The organism is Bernardetia sp. MNP-M8 (assembly GCF_037126285.1).
In the GTDB taxonomy this organism is placed as follows: Bacteria; Bacteroidota; Bacteroidia; order Cytophagales; family Bernardetiaceae; genus Bernardetia.
In genome coordinates this window covers 1,809,635-1,829,700 of the sequence record NZ_CP147012.1, presented here as the reverse complement: position 1 = coordinate 1,829,700, position 20,066 = coordinate 1,809,635, and the positions used below count along the sequence as shown (strand labels likewise).

At 31.1% G+C, this 20,066-nt stretch carries 13 protein-coding genes; 5 read left to right on the top strand and 8 right to left on the bottom strand.

What is annotated here, in order from left to right; translation table 11 throughout:
* Positions 1-99 precede the first annotated feature (99 nt).
* On the bottom strand, positions 100-2,997 hold the full coding sequence (locus V9L04_RS07565) for a DNA translocase FtsK 4TM domain-containing protein (RefSeq protein ID WP_338793486.1): 2,898 nt from the start codon (positions 2,995-2,997) through the stop codon (positions 100-102).
* 282 nt (positions 2,998-3,279) lie between these two features.
* Here V9L04_RS07565 and V9L04_RS07560 point away from each other — a divergent pair, with 282 nt between their 5' ends.
* The 3 genes from V9L04_RS07560 (at position 3,280) to V9L04_RS07550 (ending at position 8,050) form a co-directional block, all read left to right on the top strand.
* The gene (locus V9L04_RS07560) at positions 3,280-4,329 is read left to right on the top strand and encodes an alpha/beta hydrolase (RefSeq protein ID WP_338793485.1); all 1,050 of its coding nucleotides are present in this window, start codon (positions 3,280-3,282) and stop codon (positions 4,327-4,329) included.
* Between the two features lie 157 nt (positions 4,330-4,486).
* Positions 4,487-5,872, top strand: coding sequence for a sorbosone dehydrogenase family protein (locus tag V9L04_RS07555; RefSeq protein ID WP_338793484.1), 1,386 nt, complete (start codon positions 4,487-4,489; stop codon positions 5,870-5,872).
* 69 nt (positions 5,873-5,941) lie between these two features.
* Positions 5,942-8,050 (top strand): TonB-dependent receptor, encoded by a 2,109-nt coding sequence (locus tag V9L04_RS07550; RefSeq protein ID WP_338793483.1) that lies wholly within the window; start codon positions 5,942-5,944, stop codon positions 8,048-8,050.
* Between the two features lie 22 nt (positions 8,051-8,072).
* Here the strand turns inward: V9L04_RS07550 and bshC are convergent, their stop codons facing one another.
* The 4 genes from bshC to mdh form a co-directional block, all read right to left on the bottom strand.
* On the bottom strand, positions 8,073-9,695 hold the full coding sequence (gene bshC, locus V9L04_RS07545) for a bacillithiol biosynthesis cysteine-adding enzyme BshC (protein WP_338793482.1): 1,623 nt from the start codon (positions 9,693-9,695) through the stop codon (positions 8,073-8,075).
* 310 nt (positions 9,696-10,005) lie between these two features.
* Positions 10,006-11,376 (bottom strand): hypothetical protein, encoded by a 1,371-nt coding sequence (locus tag V9L04_RS07540; protein WP_338793481.1) that lies wholly within the window; start codon positions 11,374-11,376, stop codon positions 10,006-10,008.
* Between the two features lie 457 nt (positions 11,377-11,833).
* Positions 11,834-12,916: a UDP-glucose 4-epimerase GalE gene (galE, locus tag V9L04_RS07535; RefSeq protein ID WP_338793480.1), complete on the bottom strand. Its 1,083-nt coding sequence runs from the start codon at positions 12,914-12,916 to the stop codon at positions 11,834-11,836.
* Positions 12,917-13,128: 212 nt separating this feature from the next.
* Positions 13,129-14,070, bottom strand: coding sequence for a malate dehydrogenase (gene mdh / locus V9L04_RS07530; RefSeq protein WP_338793479.1), 942 nt, complete (start codon positions 14,068-14,070; stop codon positions 13,129-13,131).
* Positions 14,071-14,325: 255 nt separating this feature from the next.
* Between mdh and V9L04_RS07525 the strand changes: the two genes are divergently transcribed.
* Positions 14,326-14,775 (top strand): hypothetical protein, encoded by a 450-nt coding sequence (locus tag V9L04_RS07525; protein WP_338793478.1) that lies wholly within the window; start codon positions 14,326-14,328, stop codon positions 14,773-14,775.
* Between the two features lie 764 nt (positions 14,776-15,539).
* Complete coding sequence (gene sppA / locus V9L04_RS07520; RefSeq protein WP_338793476.1) at positions 15,540-17,498, top strand: signal peptide peptidase SppA; 1,959 nt, start codon at positions 15,540-15,542, stop codon at positions 17,496-17,498.
* 132 nt (positions 17,499-17,630) lie between these two features.
* Here the strand turns inward: sppA and V9L04_RS07515 are convergent, their stop codons facing one another.
* From V9L04_RS07515 to V9L04_RS07505, 3 genes are all read right to left on the bottom strand, one after another.
* Entirely contained in the window at positions 17,631-18,401 is a 771-nt protein-coding gene (locus V9L04_RS07515; protein WP_338793475.1) for a metallophosphoesterase, read from the bottom strand.
* 47 nt (positions 18,402-18,448) lie between these two features.
* On the bottom strand, positions 18,449-19,390 hold the full coding sequence (locus V9L04_RS07510) for a 2-dehydropantoate 2-reductase (protein ID WP_338793474.1): 942 nt from the start codon (positions 19,388-19,390) through the stop codon (positions 18,449-18,451).
* Between the two features lie 83 nt (positions 19,391-19,473).
* Positions 19,474-20,055: a Crp/Fnr family transcriptional regulator gene (locus tag V9L04_RS07505; RefSeq protein WP_338793473.1), complete on the bottom strand. Its 582-nt coding sequence runs from the start codon at positions 20,053-20,055 to the stop codon at positions 19,474-19,476.
* Positions 20,056-20,066 lie beyond the last annotated feature (11 nt).

Sequence of the window (20,066 nt, the reverse complement as noted above, 5' to 3'; positions counted from 1 at the left end):
CGTTTTACTGACAATGGCAGAATTATAAATTGAACAGTTTTACAAAGAAATACAAAATAGTTTATGTTACACAATATTGAATATACTGAATTTTAATTTTTAAAAAAGCTCATCGCCAGCCAAATATTCATCTTCTCCTACATCAAAATTAGTTTCTTCTGGAAGTGGATAAGCAGCAAAAAATCCTTTTTGGTCTTGAATGTGTTTACAAATTCGCTCTACCTCAGGCGTATCTACAAAGGCACATTGCAAACGTAAAATATCCGAACCATTCGAAAGAAGCATATCACCTTGTCCGACCAGCTGTTCTGCTCCTCCTGTATCCAAAATAATTCTAGAATCAATTTTTGAAGTAACACGAAATGCCATACGAGCAGGGAAATTGGCTTTAATAATACCTGTAACAACATTTACAGACGGACGTTGCGTAGCGACAACCAAATGAATTCCAATTGCACGAGCCATTTGAGCTAGTCTTGCAATTGGTTTTTCGGCTGCTTTTCCTGCAATAATCATCAAATCGGCAAGTTCATCAATTACCAAAACAATATAAGGCAAATAGCGATGTTGCTCATCTAAAAGTTGATGAGTTTTGAATTTTTGATTATACTCTTTTACATTTCTACAATCACCATCTTTCAAAAGGTCATAGCGATTATCCATTTCTCTACAAAGAGCTTCTAAAGTTTTGACAGCATCAACAGAATCTGTAACAATCGGCTCAGCATTTGGAAGATGAGCAAGATAATGCTTTTCTAGTTTTGAGAAGAGTGAAAATTCTACCTTTTTAGGGTCAATCATCACAAATTTGAGTTCACTTGGATGTTTTTTATAGATAAGCGAAGTCAAAATTACATTTATACCAACTGATTTTCCCTGTCCTGTTGCTCCTCCAATCAAAAGGTGAGGCATTTTGGTAAGGTCAGCAATAAAAATTTGATTTGAAATATCTCTTCCCAAAACTAAAGGTAATTCTTTTCTTGAATGCTTAAAAGATTCGTGTTCTAAAAGCGTTCGGAGAGGTACAATTTCTCTATCTTTATTTGGAACTTCAATTCCAATAGTTCCCTTCCCAGGCATTGGCGCAATAATACGAATACCTAAAGCTGAAAGATTAAGCGCAATATCATCTCCTAAATTTCGGATTTGTGCAATTTTGACCCCTGGTGCTGGCACAATTTCGTAAAGTGTAACAGTTGGTCCTACTTCTGCGTGAATCCTTTTTATATCAATTTTGAAATTTTTGAGAGTTTGTTCAATTCTTAACTTAGTTTCAGTAAGTTCTTCTTTATCAATTTGATGTTTTTTTACAACTGGATTATCTAATAAATCGGTTGGAGGAGTTGCATATTTTGGAAGTTCATCATTCGGATTGTAAGGTGTAATTCCTGTATAAAGAGGTTTCCCATTTTCTTCTTCTATCAACTCTTCGACATTTTCACCATACAAATCTCTTACTCGGCTTACAGATGGAGGCATTGGCAAATCCAAATCTAGTTCGTCTTGTTTTTCTTCTTCCTGCTCTTCGACGTTTTGATTTTTCTGTTGCTCTTTTTCTGTATTTTGTATAGTGTTTTCTACTTTTTCTGTTGTGTCTTCTTTTGGAAGTTCTTGGCTTGTTGTTTTGGTAGATGGAATATGAATAGCAAAAGGGTTTTCTTCTTCTTGCTCTTCTTTATTGTCTTTATCTTCACTATTAATTCCAAAATCTCTAGCTGATGGAATAAAGAAACCATCTTTGTCTTTTGGGTCTTCTTCTTTCTTTCCGTCTTTCTTATTATATTTATTTTTAGAGTTTGCCTCTTCTCTAGCCTTTTCAATTTCGCTTCTCAAATCAGTTGCAGGTTCTTCTTTCTGGATTTCTTTTCCAAACTGCTCGTTTTTAATTTCTTTTTGAGGAAGTTGTCTATTAAGGTTATCCTTTATTTTAGTAGTACTCTCAAATGGATTTGTTTCTTTCTTTTCCTTTTGTTTTGATTCTTCTTGTTTATCTATTTCAGAATTTTGACCAAATATTTTATCAAAGAAAGATGTTTTTTTAGGCTGATTGCTTTCTTTTTTGTCTTTTATAATCTTTACATTAGGTTGTTTTTGTGTTTTGTCTTCAATTTTTACTAGTGGAGAAGTGACCGTATTTGGGTTAGTTTCCTCTTTACTTGGTTTTTCATCTCTAGGTTTTTCATCATTCTCTTGTACAGTAGTTTGTGTTTTACTTGCTTCAACTTCTTTAAAAGCATCAACAGCAGCTGAGGGAACAGGGTTTTGAGTTTGTTGTTCCTTATATTTATTTCTGTCTTTTTTATCTGAAAAATTCGTATATAATTCTATATTCAAACGGTCTTTTCCAAAGAAATAACCAAAGCCAACTAAGGCAGCAATAATGAAAACAGGTGTAAAAATCTGTCCAAAAAGTGCAGAAATAGCATAACCAATGCCACCACAAAGAAATGCCCAAGCTGTTTGAGTTTCGGTCATATAGACCAAATAACCCAAAATAGAACTCATTACAAAAATGACAAAAAACAGACTAATAGATAATTCTTTCCATTTATTTAATTCATATTTTTTTATCAAAACAAGTCCAGAAGTTGCACCAATAACCAAAAGTAAGAATGCACCAATTCCAAACCAACGCTCAATCAGAAAGTGAGAAAGCACAGCTCCAAACATTCCTAACCAGTTTTGAGGTGTTTCCTCAGTAGGTGTGTCTGAAAAGAATCCCAAAACAAGACTTTGGTCAGCTTCTCCTGTATAAATGAAAGATATAAAAGAAACAGCTAGAAGTACAACAAAAACCCAAATACCAATTGCAGAAAGCAAATTGATAAGTGTTGAGTTTTGTTTTTCTGGATTTGAAGCCGAGAAAGTATCTTTCATTTTTTGAGAAAATGAAAAAGTAGAGCTTTGTGTGTCTCCATCTTCTAGTATTTTTTCTTCTGATTCTAGAGAAGAATTTTGATTATCGAAAATGGATTTTTTAAATGAATTATCTGCCATAAAAAATAAATATCTAAAATATTGGCTTATATAAAATGTCTTTATAGTATAGAATGAGTAACTAACAAAAATAGCAATTTTTTAGAGTTTAATACTATAATTTATTGTTTTGCTTAAATTTTTATCAAAAAATGAATCTAATTTTTATATAAAATATAAACTGTTCAAAACCTCATATATCAAGTCGTTCTTCTAATTTAAGAATAACCTAACAATTAAGAAGGTTTTAAGGTTAGAATTAATGATTTGAAATAACTTTGTTTTATCTAATTTTTTAACCTAATGAAAATTCAATTTTTTACATTTTTTCTGTTCTTATATTTATTTTCTATTTCTGCTTTTGCTCAAAATGAAGTTACTGCTTCTGATAAAGTACCCAATGACTTGGCAGAACTCGCTTGGTTGGATATAATGCTTTCTAATTATCAATATCCTTTTGAGGTAAATTATATTACAATTAATAGCCAAAAACAAGAACTAAAAATGGCTTATATGGATGTAAAGCCAACAGAGTATAAAGAAAGTGAGAGTAAAACAATTTTGCTTCTTCATGGTAAAAATTTTAATGGTGCATATTGGGAACAAACAACAAAAGAACTTACCAAAAAAGGATTTAGAGTAATCATTCCTGACCAAATTGGCTTCGGAAAATCATCTAAACCAGATAATTTCCAATATACTTTTCAAACCCTTGCACAGAATACAAAAAAACTCTTAGATAGTTTGAATATCAAGAAAACTATTGTTTTGGGACATTCAATGGGTGGAATGTTGGCTACTCGTTTTGTGCTGATGTATCCTGAAATTACACAAAAATTAATTTTGGAAAATCCAATTGGATTAGAAGATTGGAAACTTAAAGTTCCTTATCAAAATATAGAATGGTGGTATCAAAGCGAACTCAAAAAGACAGCTCAAGACATCAAAAAGTATCAATTAGAAAGTTATTATGATGGAAAATGGAAACCCGAATATGATAAATGGGTAAACCTATTGGCAGGCTGGACACTCAATTCGGAATATCAAAAAATTGCTTGGAATGCAGCTCTTACTTATGATATGATTTTTACGCAGCCTGTTTTATATGAATTTGAAAATATCAAATGTCCTACTCTTTTGATAATTGGCACACGAGACAGAACAGCTTTAGGAAAACCTTTGGTAGATGAACAAGTTCGTAAAACAATGGGCTTATATGAAGAGTTAGGCAAAAAAACACAACAGAAAATTCCAAATTCAAAACTTGTCGAAATTAAAAATATTGGGCATTTGCCTCATATTGAGAGTTTTGAAAAATTTATTACTCCTTTAATAGAATTTATTGAAGAGTAAAAATCTTTTGTTAAAAATTGTCAGTAAACTTTAAAGAGTCAGACAATTAAATAAACCTGCTATAAACTGTCTGATACCTCAGAAGTGTCTTGACAGTTTGATTCTAAACAAAAAACTATTTTTTAAACTCTTATTTTTATTTCAATTTATCAGAACTATGAAAAAACTTAATTTATATTTTTCCCTCTTTTTTGTAGCTTTTTTCCTACTAACAGCTTGCAAATCTACTCCTCAAAATAAAACAGAAGCATCAGAAGTTGAAGTAGTAACTGACTTCGAACTCATCAATGATGCTCTTGAAGCTGAAAACGTAAAATCTAAAAATCAAAAAGCTCTAGAAAATGATAAAGCCAAAGCTAAAGGAAATTACACTCCTTCGACAGTAGAAACAGCTGTTGGTAATTTGGAAATTCCTGCACCTTATGCCACCGAATCAGTTGCCAAACGATATGGACTTAGCAAGTGGGAAGACAAAACACCAAAAGCTCCTGCTGGTTTTACAGTTACAAAATTTGCTGATAATTTGGATAATCCTCGTTGGACGTATATTGCTACAAATGGAGATTATTTTGTATCAGAAGCAAACACAGTAAAGAGTGCCAATCGAATTACTCTTTTGAGAGATACAGATAATGATGGGAAAATTGATATGCGTGAAGTTTTCATAGAAAATCTAAATCAACCTTTCGGAATGCTCATTATTGGAGATAATTTTTATGTAACAACTACAGACGGACTTTGGAAATATCCATACAAAGAAGGACAAACTTCTCTAAAAGATGTGAAAGGAACAAAAATAGTAGAACTTCCTGCTGGTGGTTACAATCATCATTGGACAAGAAATATTATTACTAATAAAGCACAAGACAAAATTTATATTTCGGTCGGTTCGGCTTCTAATGTTGGAGAGTATGGAATGAAGGAAGAGATTCGAAGAGCGAATATTTTGGAGGTAGATTTGGATGGAAAAAATGAAATTATCTATGCTAATGGCTTACGTAATCCTGTTGGAATGGACTGGAATCCTGTAAGTGGAGAGCTTTGGACAGCCGTTAATGAGCGTGATATGCTTGGCGATAATTTAGTTCCTGATTATGTTACAAGTGTAAAAAAAGGAGCTTTTTATGGTTGGCCTTATTCGTATTATGGACAAATAGAAGACCCTCGCATGTCTGGACTAGAAACAGAATTAGTTGCAAAATCAGTTATGCCTGATGTTCCTGTGGGTTCACATACGGCTTCTTTGGGTTTGGGTTTTTATGATAATACTAAGTTTCCTCAAAAATATCACAACGGAGCTTTTGTAGGGCAACATGGTTCTTGGAATCGTTCGGAAATGGCAGGTTATAAAGTTGTTTTTATTCCTTTCGAAAATGGAAAACCGAGTGGACAAGCTGAAGATTTCTTGACAGGATTTATTGATGACAGAGAAAAAGCAACCGTTTTTGGTCGCCCTGTTGCAACTACTGTAACGCCAAATGGAGATTTGTTGGTTAATGATGATACAGGTGGAGTTATTTGGAAAGTTTCTTATTCAGAATAGAAAATAGATTGCATAAATCTCAATGACGACTAGATATAATATTTCTCTGAGCGACAAATGAATTAAACAATGAAATTTTTAAATTTACAGATAGCAATTAAATCTCTAATTGCTATCTTTTTTACTGCATTCATTTTCCAAAACACTGTTTTGGGTCAAACAACAATAAATCAAAATGATACCGATTCTTTAGATAAAACTTTAGAAAGTGTCATTATTTCTTCTAATTATCTCAAAAGTAGCGAGGTAATTATTCCTACAACTCAACTAAAAAAAGAAAATTTTGATAGACATTCTCCTAAAGATTTGGTAAACATAATGAATCAGACGGCAGGAGTTTTTATTCAGCAAGGAGCAATAAATACTAACCGAATTACGATTCGTGGAGTAGGTTCAAGAACTCTTTATGGAACAAATAAAATTCGTGCTTACTTTAATGGAATTCCAATTACAAATGGGGTGAGTGAAACAGTGATTAATATCTTTAATCCTGAAGACTTAGAAAGTGTAGAGATTGTAAAAGGTGCAAAAGCGACACAATACGGAACAAATTTGGGTGGAACAATTTTACTAAATTCTAAAACTCCAAAACAAGGAAGTTCTTCCATTGTAAATAGCTTGACTTTAGGTTCTTTTGGACTAATGAAAAATAATATAGGAGGAAATTATGGAGGTGAAAAGTTTAGTTTACATTTCGATTATGACCGTTTTGAACAAAAAGGATATAGAGAAAATAGTAATTTTGATAGGAAAAATTATTTCTTGTTACCTACTTTTTATCTTTCCAAAAAGACAGAAATTAGTCTCCTATTTAATTATGTAGATTATTTTGGACAGATTCCAAGCTCTATTTCCAAAACAGATTTTGAAGAAAATCCTGAAAAAGCTGCTTTTACATGGAAAGAAGCAAAAGGTTACGAAGATCAAAAACAGTTGTTTTCTGCCATCACTTTGACACATCGTTTCAATTCTAATTTTAGTAATACAACAAGCGTTTTTTATAGTAAGAATGAAAATTATGAGCCTCGCCCATTTAATATTCTAACAGAAAATACAGATGGTTTAGGCACAAGAACACTTTTTGCAGTTTCTCTTCCTTCTTTTTTTGATGCAGAAATAAGCACAGGAACAGAAATTTATTATGATAATTATGACTGGAAAACATACGAAAATTTATATCAACAGAATAATGGAAATGGAAGTTTAGAAGGAAACAATTTGAGTAAAAACATAGAAAAAAGATGGAATTATTCTGTTTTTGCGACAACAACTTTACAGCTTTCTGAAAAATTATCTTCACAGTTTGGACTCAATCTTAATCATACTTATTACGATTATCAAAATGAGTTGGATAATTCGGATATAAATAGAAAATTTGAACCTATCCTTGCTCCAAATATTAGTTTTACCTATTCTTTTTCACCTCAAAAAAGTATTTATACCAATGTGAGTAGAGGTTTTAATTATCCTAGTTTAGAGGAAACACTCACACCAAACGGACTTGTAAACCCAAAAATTACAGCAGAAAAAGGGTGGAACTATGAAATAGGAACAGATTTGTTTTTTCTAAAAAACAATAATCTACATTTTAATCTTTCAGCATATTTACTTCAAATTAATGGTCTTTTGGTTGCCAAACGAATTAATGAAGACCAATATATTGGTAGAAATGCAGGAAAAACTTCGCACAAAGGTTTAGAGCTAAGTTCAGATTATACTTTAAAACTAAATCAAAATTGGTTGTTTCAAACTTTTGCCAATGGAACACTTAATTTTCACGAGTTTGTAGATTTTGTAGATGAAGAAAAAGATTTTTCTGGAAATCAGCTTACAGGAGTTCCTGAAAAACAACTCTATGCAGGTTTTTCTCTCAAACAGAATAAAAGTTTCGCTTTTCATTTCATTTATCAACATGTTGGAAAAATGCCTATGAATGATGCAAATTTATTGTATTCAGAAGCCTATAATCTATTAAATTTGAAAGTAGATTATCAAATCAGCTTGCTCAACACAATTTTTATAAAGGCAAGTGTAGGAGTTGATAATCTATTAAATAAAAAGTATGCTTCTTCTATCTTGATTAATGCAACAGGTTTTGGAAACAACGAACCACGTTTTTATTACTCAGGTTTGCCTAGAAATTACTTTGGTAATTTGAGGTTTGAATACAGATTTTGATTTTATCATTAAATTCAGATAATCAAATATCATTTTCTACAAGCACCAAAAAACGTAAATCAAAAGGATTCAAAACTGCTTGTACTTTATCTAAAAATGCTGGGTCATTTATTATAAAACTCAAAAAGTTATCATGACGCTCTTGCAAGCTACCTTTTGGAAACAAATTTTCTTTTACTGATTTTATTTGATTGATAGAATCTGATAATTTTCTTTCTTCTGCTTTTCGCAGCTTTTTAGATATGTGTTCCATTCGCTTTAAGGCTTTATGTTTTTCACCTGCAATAGATTTTTGAAGAGAATTATCTGTCGTATTTATAGACTTTATAGATTTAGATTCTATTTTATCAAAAATTTGTTCTAAACTCTTTCTTTCGTCTTCTAATAAAACATCGTTCTGAGCATTTTTAGTAGCATAATCAATTCTTAGATTATCAAAAGGATTAAAAATATCTTCCAAAGAAAGATTTGTTTTAGTCATTTTCTGATGAATGACTTTGGGAATAAATAAGACAAAATTACGAGGTAAAAGAATTGGAAAATCTACCTCAAAATACTCAAACATAGATTTGAGTTGCAACCAATATGCCAGCTCACCAGGTCCTCCTGTGTAGGAAAGATTTGGTAAAATAATTTCTTGATAAACAGGACGAAGTGCAACATTAGGACTAAATTTTTCAGGATTTGATTCTACCAAATCCATCATTTGAGTTTCTGAAAAACTAATATCTGTATTGAGAATTTCAAAAGAAATTTCATTATTCTGAGAGTTTTCATTTTTTACTATTCGTTCTCTCAAATTATCTTCTAAATAAAAAAGATTGATTTCTCGTGGTGTAACTTGTGTTTTATAACCTAGTTTATCTAATTTTTTGCTACTTTCCTCAATTTTTAAATGACTTTTTTGAGTTGCTAATTCATTTTTAATAATCGGAATAAATAGTCTTTTCAAAGCTGCATCATCGCCATCTAAAATCACTAAATCATCTTTTTTATAAAACGAATGCACAATATTTCGTGTGGCGTGTGCTAGATTTTCGTTTTTACTTTCTGCTGTTTTATAAAATTTTCCTAGCTCTTTTGCTTTTTCTTCCTTAAAACCCAAATCATTTAAACCTTTTGTGTTCATTCTTCCAACTGCGCCTTGTTGTTCAGTTTGCCACGTATATTTTTTTCCAAACATATTGAAAGAAGCAATTTCTTCTAAGTCGTGGTCTTCAGTCGCCATCCAATAAATGGGTACAAAATCATATTGTGGATATTTTTCCTTCAAAATTTTACAGGCATTAATCACTGTCTGAATTTTGTAATGAAAATAAAGTGTGCCTGTATAAATATTGAGTTGGTGACCTGTAGTAACTGTAAAAGTTGTTTCTCTTTGGAGTAAATTTATAGTTTCTGTTGGTGGATTTTCTGTATTAGCATACTGATTATGCAAAGCATTTACTAAAATATTTCGTTTTTCAATAGTAAATGAATTATTCTGTATCTTTAAATCAATCTGTTTTTCAAAGTATTCTAGTTGAGGTAAATTTCCATAAAACTCTTTTAGCTCTTCTTTCTGAGAAATGTAGTCTAAAAATAGTCCAGAAAACTGATTGGTTTTAGAAAAATCTAATTGGTAGGTAGAATAATTGGAGCGCATAAGCAAAAAATAAGGGTAGCGTTGAGGTTAAAACTTGAGTAACGACAAGTAACTAAAGTAAGTTTTGAAAGTCTTAAAATAAAGAGGTAAGATACAGACTTTTTAACTTTCTACTTGATTCTTCCATTTTGAATTATGATTTTTTATGCTGCAAACTACTGTTTTGATTCTGTAAGTTGGAATTTAAAAACACAAAAATAGCGTAGGAAAAATTCCTACGCCATTTTCAATCCTATCCTATCCTTAATCTTGAATGTCTTTTGTTTGATTAGTATGCTGTTGTTGGTGTACTCACCAATGACAGCATTACTTAATCTTCAATTTCTTTTATCGTTACTGAGTAACGAGCAATATCTTCTTTATTTATTCCTTCCAAACGGTAGGCTCTTCCAATACTACGAATCTGATTTGCTTTTAAAGTTGGCTCAGAAGAGTTTATTAAATAAGTTGTTCTGCTGTCTAATGTTTGTCCCTGATGTCCTATCCATTTAATTTCTGCTTGTAATAATTTTACTTGTCCTTTTTCAGTGGCATTTTGGATTTCCCATTCAAAGTGTTGAAAAGCTCCAGTTGTACCATTTTCATCTGCTTCTTGTAAATTACTTACTCTTTCAGAAAGCAAAATATTAGGATTAAAATTGCTCATATTATTCCATTCCAAATTTACGGGAACAGTATTCATTTCTGTATTTGCTTGATATTCTACTTTTTCTACTCGTACTCGTACGAGTGTTGCATTTTCTACAAATTCTTCTCTGTATTCCAAATAACGAAACGGAATTGATTCTCCTTTTCTAGCAATTGGGTCAAAGGTTTCTATAGCTTGTACTACATCTTGTGCGATGGCATTTCCATCTCTATCTAAAAGCTCAATTTTGAGTTTGAGACTAGAAATTGCACCACTAGAAACATACAAATCAGCTAATAAATTATAGGAATATGAACCATTAAAGTTTTTGAATTTAGACTGTTCTACTTCTAACTTTAGACCTTCAAATTTTGGGTTTACTATCCATTCTACTGGCAAATGAAGTCCCTCATCTTCCAAAATAGTAATTGATTTTAATGAACCTTCTGCTTGCATAGGAGCATTCTCATTATCAAATGCTAAATTGGCTGTATTATTAGTAATATTGTTTAAAGTTAGTAGTTCATCTGCAAATGGAGTTTGATTAGAATTTTGCTCTAAATAACTATATCCTAAATATCCACTAGAAAGAAACATTACACCAACAAGCCCCATCATAATGTTAGTGTGCCAAGAGCGTTTTTTCATTGCCTCTTCAAAGGCAGCTCCTTTATAAATTTGACTCAAGAGTTGCATGGCTTTATAATGTTGAGGTTCGTTATCTACACAACGACGAGCTAAGCCTGCTGCACGATATTTGTCAGTTGCTTTTCCATAATCCAACCAACGATTATAAAATGAAACAGCTAATCCAAAAAGAGCTTCTGTATGATTAGGATGAATGCCCAATACTTTTTCAAATTCTCTGACCGCATCATTCCAATTTTGAAATTCTGCATATCCATATCCTCTACGCAGATGTGATTCTAAAACAGCTTGCAATTCATAATAGTTCTCTGCATTCATTGCTTCAGCAGTCTTGCGATAACGACTATTATTTGAAAATAGCTGATAGAATAGTTCTTCGGATTTATAGAATATATAGTTTATCATAATTGAAAATCGTGTAGCTAGTTGGTCTTTATAGTATAAATTTCTTTGAGAAATTCTTGTAAGTCTTACTACATTCTTAAATTTAAGTTTGCTGCTTTAGAGTTACTCAGAATTGATAGATACTATTCAAAATCCACGCAAGAAATTACGTAGAAGTGCCAAACTGCTTTCGTTTTCGATAAACACAAATATACTTTAAGGTAAAAGGCTATTTTTATTGGGTAAAGCAAAAGTGCCAAAAAAGGCTAAAAATGACATAAAATGAGAAAAATTGACAAAAAATGATAATAGCAATATAGAATTGATAATTTTATTAGATAAAATACGAAAGTAGTCAAAAGATTGCCCACAACTTTGGTTGTGAGTTTTAAAAAAATGTTCAAACTCCATTCAAACGAGTTTTGCTGTTGTCTCACCACCGACCTTTAAGTAGAAAATAAAAACTAAGTTTTTATTTTTACAAAATCTTCTCTTGCCATTTCCAAGCTGAAAGCATCATTTCTTCAATTCCATATTTAGGAATCCAGCCTAAAAGAGTTTTTGCTTTTGCATTATCTGCATAAATCTCTACTACGTCGCCTTCTCTTCGTCCTCCTAATTCATAATTGAGTTTTTTGTTACTTACTTTTTCAAAGGCTTTTATGGCTTCTAAAACGGTTACTCCATTTCCTGTTCCTAGATTGAATATCTCTACTTGATTTATTTTTTTATTATCTAAATTATTCTTAACTAAAAAATCAATCGCCAAACGGTGAGCTTCTGCAATATCTGAAACGTGGATATAATCTCTAATACAAGAACCATCTCTAGTTCCGTAATCACTTCCATGAACTAACATTTTATCTCTTTTTCCTGCTGCCGTTAGTGTAATAATTGGAACAAGCGAAGTTGGTGGGTTTTTTGGGTCTTCTCCAATTTGTGCCGAAACATGTGCTCCAACTGGATTGAAATAACGAAGCAAAACAAATTTTTGACTTTTAGATGTTTTGGCAAAATCAATTATCATTCTTTCGCCTACCTGTTTGGTGTAAGCATAAGGGGATTCTGCACTTCCAAAAGCTGTATTTTCAGAAACAGGTAATTCAGTTGTATTTCCATACACCGAACACGAAGAAGAGAAAATAAAATTCTCTACTTTATACTCTTTACTTAACTTCAAAATATTGAGTAAAGAGTTTAGATTGTTTTGATAATAAAAAACAGGATCAGCCACCGAATCAGGAACAGACTTTAGAGCTGCAAAATGAATAATTCCAATGATTTGAGAATTTGACTCAGAATTAATACCTACTTCCTTTTCAAAAATTTCTTTTGTCTTTTCGTAATCACACAAATCTACATCATAGTTTTTTATTTTTCTACCTGTTAGACTTTCAATATTTTTAATGACAGAAGAAGAAGAATTCAAGTGACTATCAATAGAAATAACTTGATAATCTTGCTCATAGCCATTTTCTTTTGTGTAATTTTCTAAGCATTCGACAACGGTGTGCGAGCCAATGTAGCCACAACCTCCTGTAATAATTATTTTCTTTTGCATTTTTATAGAAAAAGTAGTTCAAGCGAGGACGCTTAAACTAGACATTTATAATTTATAAAATCTATTCTGATTCAAGCGTCCTCGCTTGAATTTCAAAAATAAAAATAACAAAAAAAGTCCACAAAATAAATTATGGACTTTTTTATAAATAGAATGTTATTAAAGTAAACAAATTGAAATCAATTTACCACTTATAATTTTTTATTCTTTCTTTATACAGTTGCATTCATGTTGTCAAAAGTATCCATTACTTCTTTAACGTGCTGACGAGAAGTTTCTAAAAGTGCTTTTTCGTCATCGTTAAGGTCAAGTTCAATGATTTTTTCGATACCATTTTTACCCAAAATTACAGGAACTCCTAAGTAACAATCATTGATACCATATTCTCCTTCTAATTTCACACAAACAGGGAATACTCTGCGCTGATTTTTAACAATAGCTTCTACCATTTGAGCAGCAGCAGCACCTGGAGCATACCAAGCAGAAGTTCCCATTAATTTAACGAGTTCTCCACCACCTTTTTTAGTACGTTCTACGATTGCGTCTAATTTATCTGCATCAATAAGCTCAGTTACAGGAATACCAGCAACAGTTGTATAACGAGGAAGTGGAACCATTGTATCACCGTGTCCACCCATCAAAATAGCTTGAATTTCTTTTGGAGAAATATCTAAAGCTTCAGCCAAAAATGCACGGTAACGAGCTGTATCCAAGATACCAGCCATTCCCATTACTTGACGACGGTCTTTTTTAGAAGCTAAGTGAGCAGCATACGTCATTACGTCCAAAGGATTTGAAACGATAATAATGATTGCATTTGGAGAATGCTCAATTACTTTTGAAGTAACTTCGTTTACAATTTTTGCATTTGTAGCAATTAAGTCATCACGAGTCATACCTGGTTTACGAGGTAAACCAGAAGTAATAACAACAACATCAGAATTTGCTGTACGAGCATAATCGCCTGTAACACCTACTGTACGAGTGTCATAAACATTAATTGGAGCTTTTTGCCAAATATCTAATGCTTTGCCTTCAGCAAAACCTTCTTTGATATCTACTAAAACTACTTCTTGACATATTTCACGAGTTGCTAATACATCTGCACAAGTTGCGCCTACGTTTCCTGCGCCTACTACGGTTACTTTTGTCATTTTATTATATATTTTTTATAAAAAATAGTATTACAAATACAATTTTAAGATACGATTAAAACGAAAAGGAAAATTTTTGAATAAATCACCTTTTCTTATGCTTCAAAGGTACAAAACTTTATAGATTTTTCGGAATTCTGAATTACTAAGAAAAAATAATTTTATCTTCTTTGTATATTCTATTAGATTTGTGTGTTATTGGATAAGCAAACACTCAGAAACTAATCCATAATTATAATTCAAAAAGCAATTAAATTGAAACTATACTCAAATCTAAATAGACTGTCTTTGAATGACTCTTGTTTTACAAACCTAGAACGCATAGGACAAAATATCGAACTGGCTTTTGATTGGGGAAAATTAGAAAATTTTATTGAAGGTAATATCGCAGAAGCAATAATATTAGGTGCAACTAAATTGAGTATAAAAGGAATTTCAAATGAAGAATTTACAGGTTATTTTAGTAAAGAAGGAATAACAAAATCGATTGAAGCTCCAAAAGATATTGTAAAATTATGGCAGGCAATTGGTGAGAGTATAATAGACGAAACAGCTAAAAAAATTAAATTTAGTGGATGCTTTACTGATAAAGAAGGTGATTTTTGGATTGAATGGACTTTTAACTATAACAGTTGTGAAGTTGAGTGGAATAATTACATAACTGTTGATGAATGGAGAGATGGAAAATTACCAAACGATTGCTAAATTTGATTTGACTGGTTCTCAAAAAAGCAAACTACATTTTGCTATATAATTCCTCAAAAAACAAATATGTTTAGAGTTCTTTACCAAAATCAATAAAAAAACTCCTTTCGATTGAAAGGAGTTTTTTCTGTCCACTTACTTACTTTACTACTTAACTATTAGAAAATCTAGTTGAATAACTGAAAAGATAAGTCGCTGCTAAAAGTTGATAGATTTTTCTATCGCAAACGTCCTGTTATTCTACTACTATTTCCTTTGTCTGTTGCTTCAAAAAATAAAGTTTTTGTTAAAATTTTTAGATGGTTTATTATTTATAAACTACTAATCAAAATCTTTGTGAAGCGAAAGTCTTTTATTTCCAATCTTTTATTGGAATTGTATTAAACATAGTTCAATCTATTTGCCAACTTGAGTTTTTTATTATTTATTTTGAAAAATAATATCAAATAGGCGTTTAGAGTTCAAAAACGCATTTTTTCTATTTTACAGCTTTTTTTCAGAATGACTTATTTTTTCATTTTGGAAGGGTTGAATTTTCATTTTGAAAAAATTGTATTATTCTTAGTATTCTGTAAATGTAAAAGCGAAGGTAAAATCTATTTTTATTCAAAACAAACAAAACTCCCAAAAAAATAAGAATTATAGATTTTTTAACCAAAAATGTAATAAAGAAATGCTTTTGGCTACCTATTCTGAACAGAGCAGTAATTACTTAGTTTTAATATAAATCAATTCAAAATAACGCTATAACAAATAATAAATTTATGAGTGAGCCAACCGACCCACTAAATCCAGAGAATTCTAATTTGTCTAATCAAGGCAATCCATCAGAAAATATAAATTCTGAGAAAAAACAAAGTCAAAATCAAGCTAGTCAGAGAAGACAAGCAGCAGCCCGTCAGAGAAATGCCAACCGTCCATCTATTGGTCAGCAAATATTAGGATTTATAAAAGTTGCTTTTGCTTGTGCGTTTGGCATCGGAATTTTCTTTTTAGTAATGGGATTTTTATTCTTAATTGCTGGTTTAACAAGTAATAATGAAGTCAAAATTGATAACAACAGTGTTTTAAAAATCTCTTTGAACCAAACAATTGCAGAATATAGTAAAGATGATCCTTTTGCTGATTTGATGGCAGAATTACAAGGAAGTTCTACACCACTAAGTTTAGTAAGTATAAAAGCAGCTCTCAAAAAAGCTAAAACAGATGATAATATCAAAGGTGTTTATTTAGAAGTAACAGATGTTCCTGTTGGTTTTGCTATGTTGGAAGAGATTCATGCAGCTTTAGAAGATTTCAAGACTTCTAATAAATTTATTTATGCCTATAGTAAATATTATGGTGAAAAGGGATATTATTTAGCTTCTACAGCTGATCAAGTTTATCTTTATCCTCAAGGAGCTTTAGAAATGAATGGATTTTTCTCTCAAATTCCTTTCTTCAAAAAAATGCTTGAAAAACTAGATATCGAACCAAGAATCTATAAAGTAGGAACATTCAAATCTGCTGTTGAGCCATTTATTTTAGAAGAAATGAGTGAAGCAAATCGTGAACAAACAAGTGTATATCTAAATTCTTTGTATGATACTTATTTGAATAATGTAGCTACTACAAACACAAAAAGTGGTCGTAAAATGTCAGCAGAAGAACTAAGAGAAATTAGTAATAAAATGCTTATCAGAGAAGCTGGAGATGCAGTTAATTACAAACTTGTTAATGATACACTTTATTACGACCAAGTAGAAGACAAAATCAAAACTGCTTTAGGAATAGAAGAAAATGAAGATGATGATAAAGAGAAAATTTCTTTTGTTTCTCTACCTAAATACATCAAAACAATAAATAAAGAAAATAAAGGCGACACAGACAAACGTATTGCTATTATTGTAGGAGAAGGAAATATTGTTGATGGAAATGGAGGACAAGGACAAATTGGAGGAGATGCCATTGCAGCAGCTATTCGCAAAGCTCGTAAGGATAAACGAGTGAAAGCTGTAGTTTTACGTATCAATTCGGGTGGTGGAAGTGCATTAGCTTCTGATATTATGTGGCGTGAAGTAATGCTTACTAAGAAAGAAAAACCTATTATTGCTTCTATGTCTGATGTAGCTGCTTCAGGTGGATATTATATGGCAATGGCTTGTGATACCATTGTGGCACATCCGAATACAATTACAGGTTCAATAGGAATTTTTGGAATGCTTTTCGGAATAGACCAGTTTGCCGAAAACAAAATCGGAATTACATTTGATGGTGTAAAGACAGCAGAGTTTGCAGATTTGGGTTATCCTACTCGTCAGCCTTCATCAGCAGAAGATTCTATTATCCAAAATTCTGTAAATCGTGGTTATATTGATTTCACAACAAAGGCTGCACAAGGACGTAAGATGCCAGTAGAAAAATTAAGAGAATATGCAGAAGGACGTGTTTGGACTGGAATTGATGCCAAACAGCGTGGCTTAGTTGATGTTTTAGGAGATTTGGATGATGCTATCAAAATTGCTGCAACTAGTGCAGGTTTGGGTGAAGATTATCAAGTTCGTTATTACCCTGAAGAAAAAACATTTTTAGAGCAAATTCTAAATCAAGGTCAAGAGGCTAAACAAAGAGCTATAAAAGAAGAAATGGGTGAGTTTTATAAATTCTATCATTATTATAATGAATTAAAATTAATGCAGGGAATGCAAGCTCGTTTGATTTTAGATGTTCAAAATATTGAATAATTAATTTTGAAATCAAATTCTATTTAAGCTAAAAGTCAATTCAAAGGATTCTTTGAATTGACTTTTTCTTGTTTTACTTAGTGATAAATAAATTTAAATAACTTTTTTTGTCAAAGTTGCAAGGCTGAGTAACTAATCTCTATCACGAAAAGGCGTATAAAAAAGCTCCCATGTATTTAATTCTACTGCACAAAGGTTTCCTACTGCTCCCTTATATTTTTGATATTTTCCTAGACTTACATAGACACAACCGTTATCAATTGGAACAATAGCTGTTTTATTTTCCTTTGCTAGTTTTAGATTTTCTTTTATCTCCTCCAAGTTATGAACAACATGACCATGAACAACAGGTTTCTGCTTGGTTTTGTATAGATTTCCTTTAAATTTTCTTACCCAAAGCATAGCATGTGCATTTGTAAAAAGATTTTCTCCATTGATAGGTTCATAATTTACATCAAAACCTGCATGCACTAAAAGACAATTTTCTAATTCTATATAGAAAAGCATTTTATTAAAAAACTCAGCGTATTTTGGTTTGATTTCTCTTTCCTTATTGACTAAGTCTTCTAAATAATTATGAGCTAGTATTTTCTTTGAGAGTTCATTATTATTTTTCTGATAAAACTCTAAAAGCATTTGTTCGTGATTGCCTATCAAAACAAAAATTGCATACCCTTCTTTTTGCTTTTCAATAATATAATTTATTAAAAGAATAGAATTTTTTCCTCTATCAATCAAATCTCCTAAAATAAAAAGTTGGTCGTCTTTTTTAAGGTTTAGAATATCTTCCACCAAATAAATAAATGTTTTGCCACAACCATGAATGTCACTTATGGCAAAACGTCTTCCTGTATTTTTTGTGATTTCTTGAGTTAATGATTTTGGGAATACTTGGGGCTTCATTTTTATGATATTTTTGAACAAATGCTTTTTGTTAATAGAAAAGCTGTTTAATAATTGAGAGTCTGTTTACTTTTTATTTCATTATATATTTTTTGAGTAAAGTGACATTTTTTATTAAAATCAGCACCATACTTTAAAATCGCACCAGCAAATAACTCTAATTCACTATTTTCTTTTCCAGAATTTATATCTAACTGTAAAGATGTTGGTGTTGTTGGTGGAAATGAAGATGCTTTTTCAAAAGTTATATCAACAATATCATTTGGCAAAGGAATTCCTTTTTGATTTGCAATCCACCTAATTTCTTCCATTATTTCAGTAGCTTCTTTTCTTTGGATTTCATTAGTACAAACAGCTCCAATAGATGAATTGTATTTAGCAGTTACCAAACCAAAACTTGCAATAAAAATAAACTTAGTCCAAATATCTACTAAGGAATTATCTTTAAATTCGTATTTTATTCCACTATTTTTGATTATTGTTTCTACCCAATTAATATCTTCAGAAAAATGCTCAGGATCTCTACCAAAAATTAACTTACCAGCTATTCCTTTATGTTCTATACTACCTTTCTCTTTGATATGTGAAGCAACATAAACACAAGAAGGTAGAATAACAGTATTTGGTAGAATTTTCCTTATTCTATCATAAATATCTACTCCATTCATCATGGGTAATATAATAGTGTCTTTTGTGATGACACCACTAAGCTGAGTACAAACATTTTCTAAATCGTATTCCTTGACACAAATTAAAATTAAGTTTGGATTCTGTATTTCTGTTATATCTTGGTAAATGGCATCAGGAGTGGTTACACTATTTATATGTTCAGGAGAAATTAGTTTAAGTCCTTTCTCTTTGATAGTTTGATATGTTTTGGCTCTTGCCACAAATGCTATTTGGTGTTTTTTATCAATTTCGTTGATTTGGTTAATTTTGAACCCAAAATAACCACCAACACCACCAAGACCAATTATTACAATATTCATGTTTTGCTTGTTTTTTTTGAAATTTCTATTTTGTCAAATTTCCTACTATAATTTGGAATGATTACTTGATAAATGACAAGAAATTATGTTTTGCTAATTTCTTTTCTAATTCTACTTAGGCTACTATCTGTAATACCTAAATAGGAAGCAATTATTTTGAGAGGGATATTTTGAAAAATATGAGGTTGCTCTTTTAAAAGTTTTAGATAGCGTGTTTCTGCTTTTTGGCTTACTGTTTCTATGAGTCTATCATTGAGTTTATGATAATTAATGACAAATAAAAGCCTACTAAATTCTCTAAAATCAGGAATAGTATGAAAGTTTGATTGAACATTTTCAATACTTGTTTCCCAAAATGAACATTCTGACAAAGTTTGATAAATTTGATTCGTTGGCTGCTGCTTAAAAAATGACAAAAAATCATTCACAAAACATGGAGCAGAATAAATATGTGTAGTTATCTCTTCATTATCTTCATTTAGGATATAGGAGCGCATGTAACCTCGTTCTAAAAAATAGGTCTTTGTACTAACTGTATCTATATCCAGTAATATAGAATTTTTATCTAATCTAAAATGAGTAAAAGTTTCTGTTATCTTGTTTACCACTTCCTCTTGAATAGGAAATAAAGAATGGAAATAGTGATTAAGTATTGTTTTATCCATTAGATAATGCT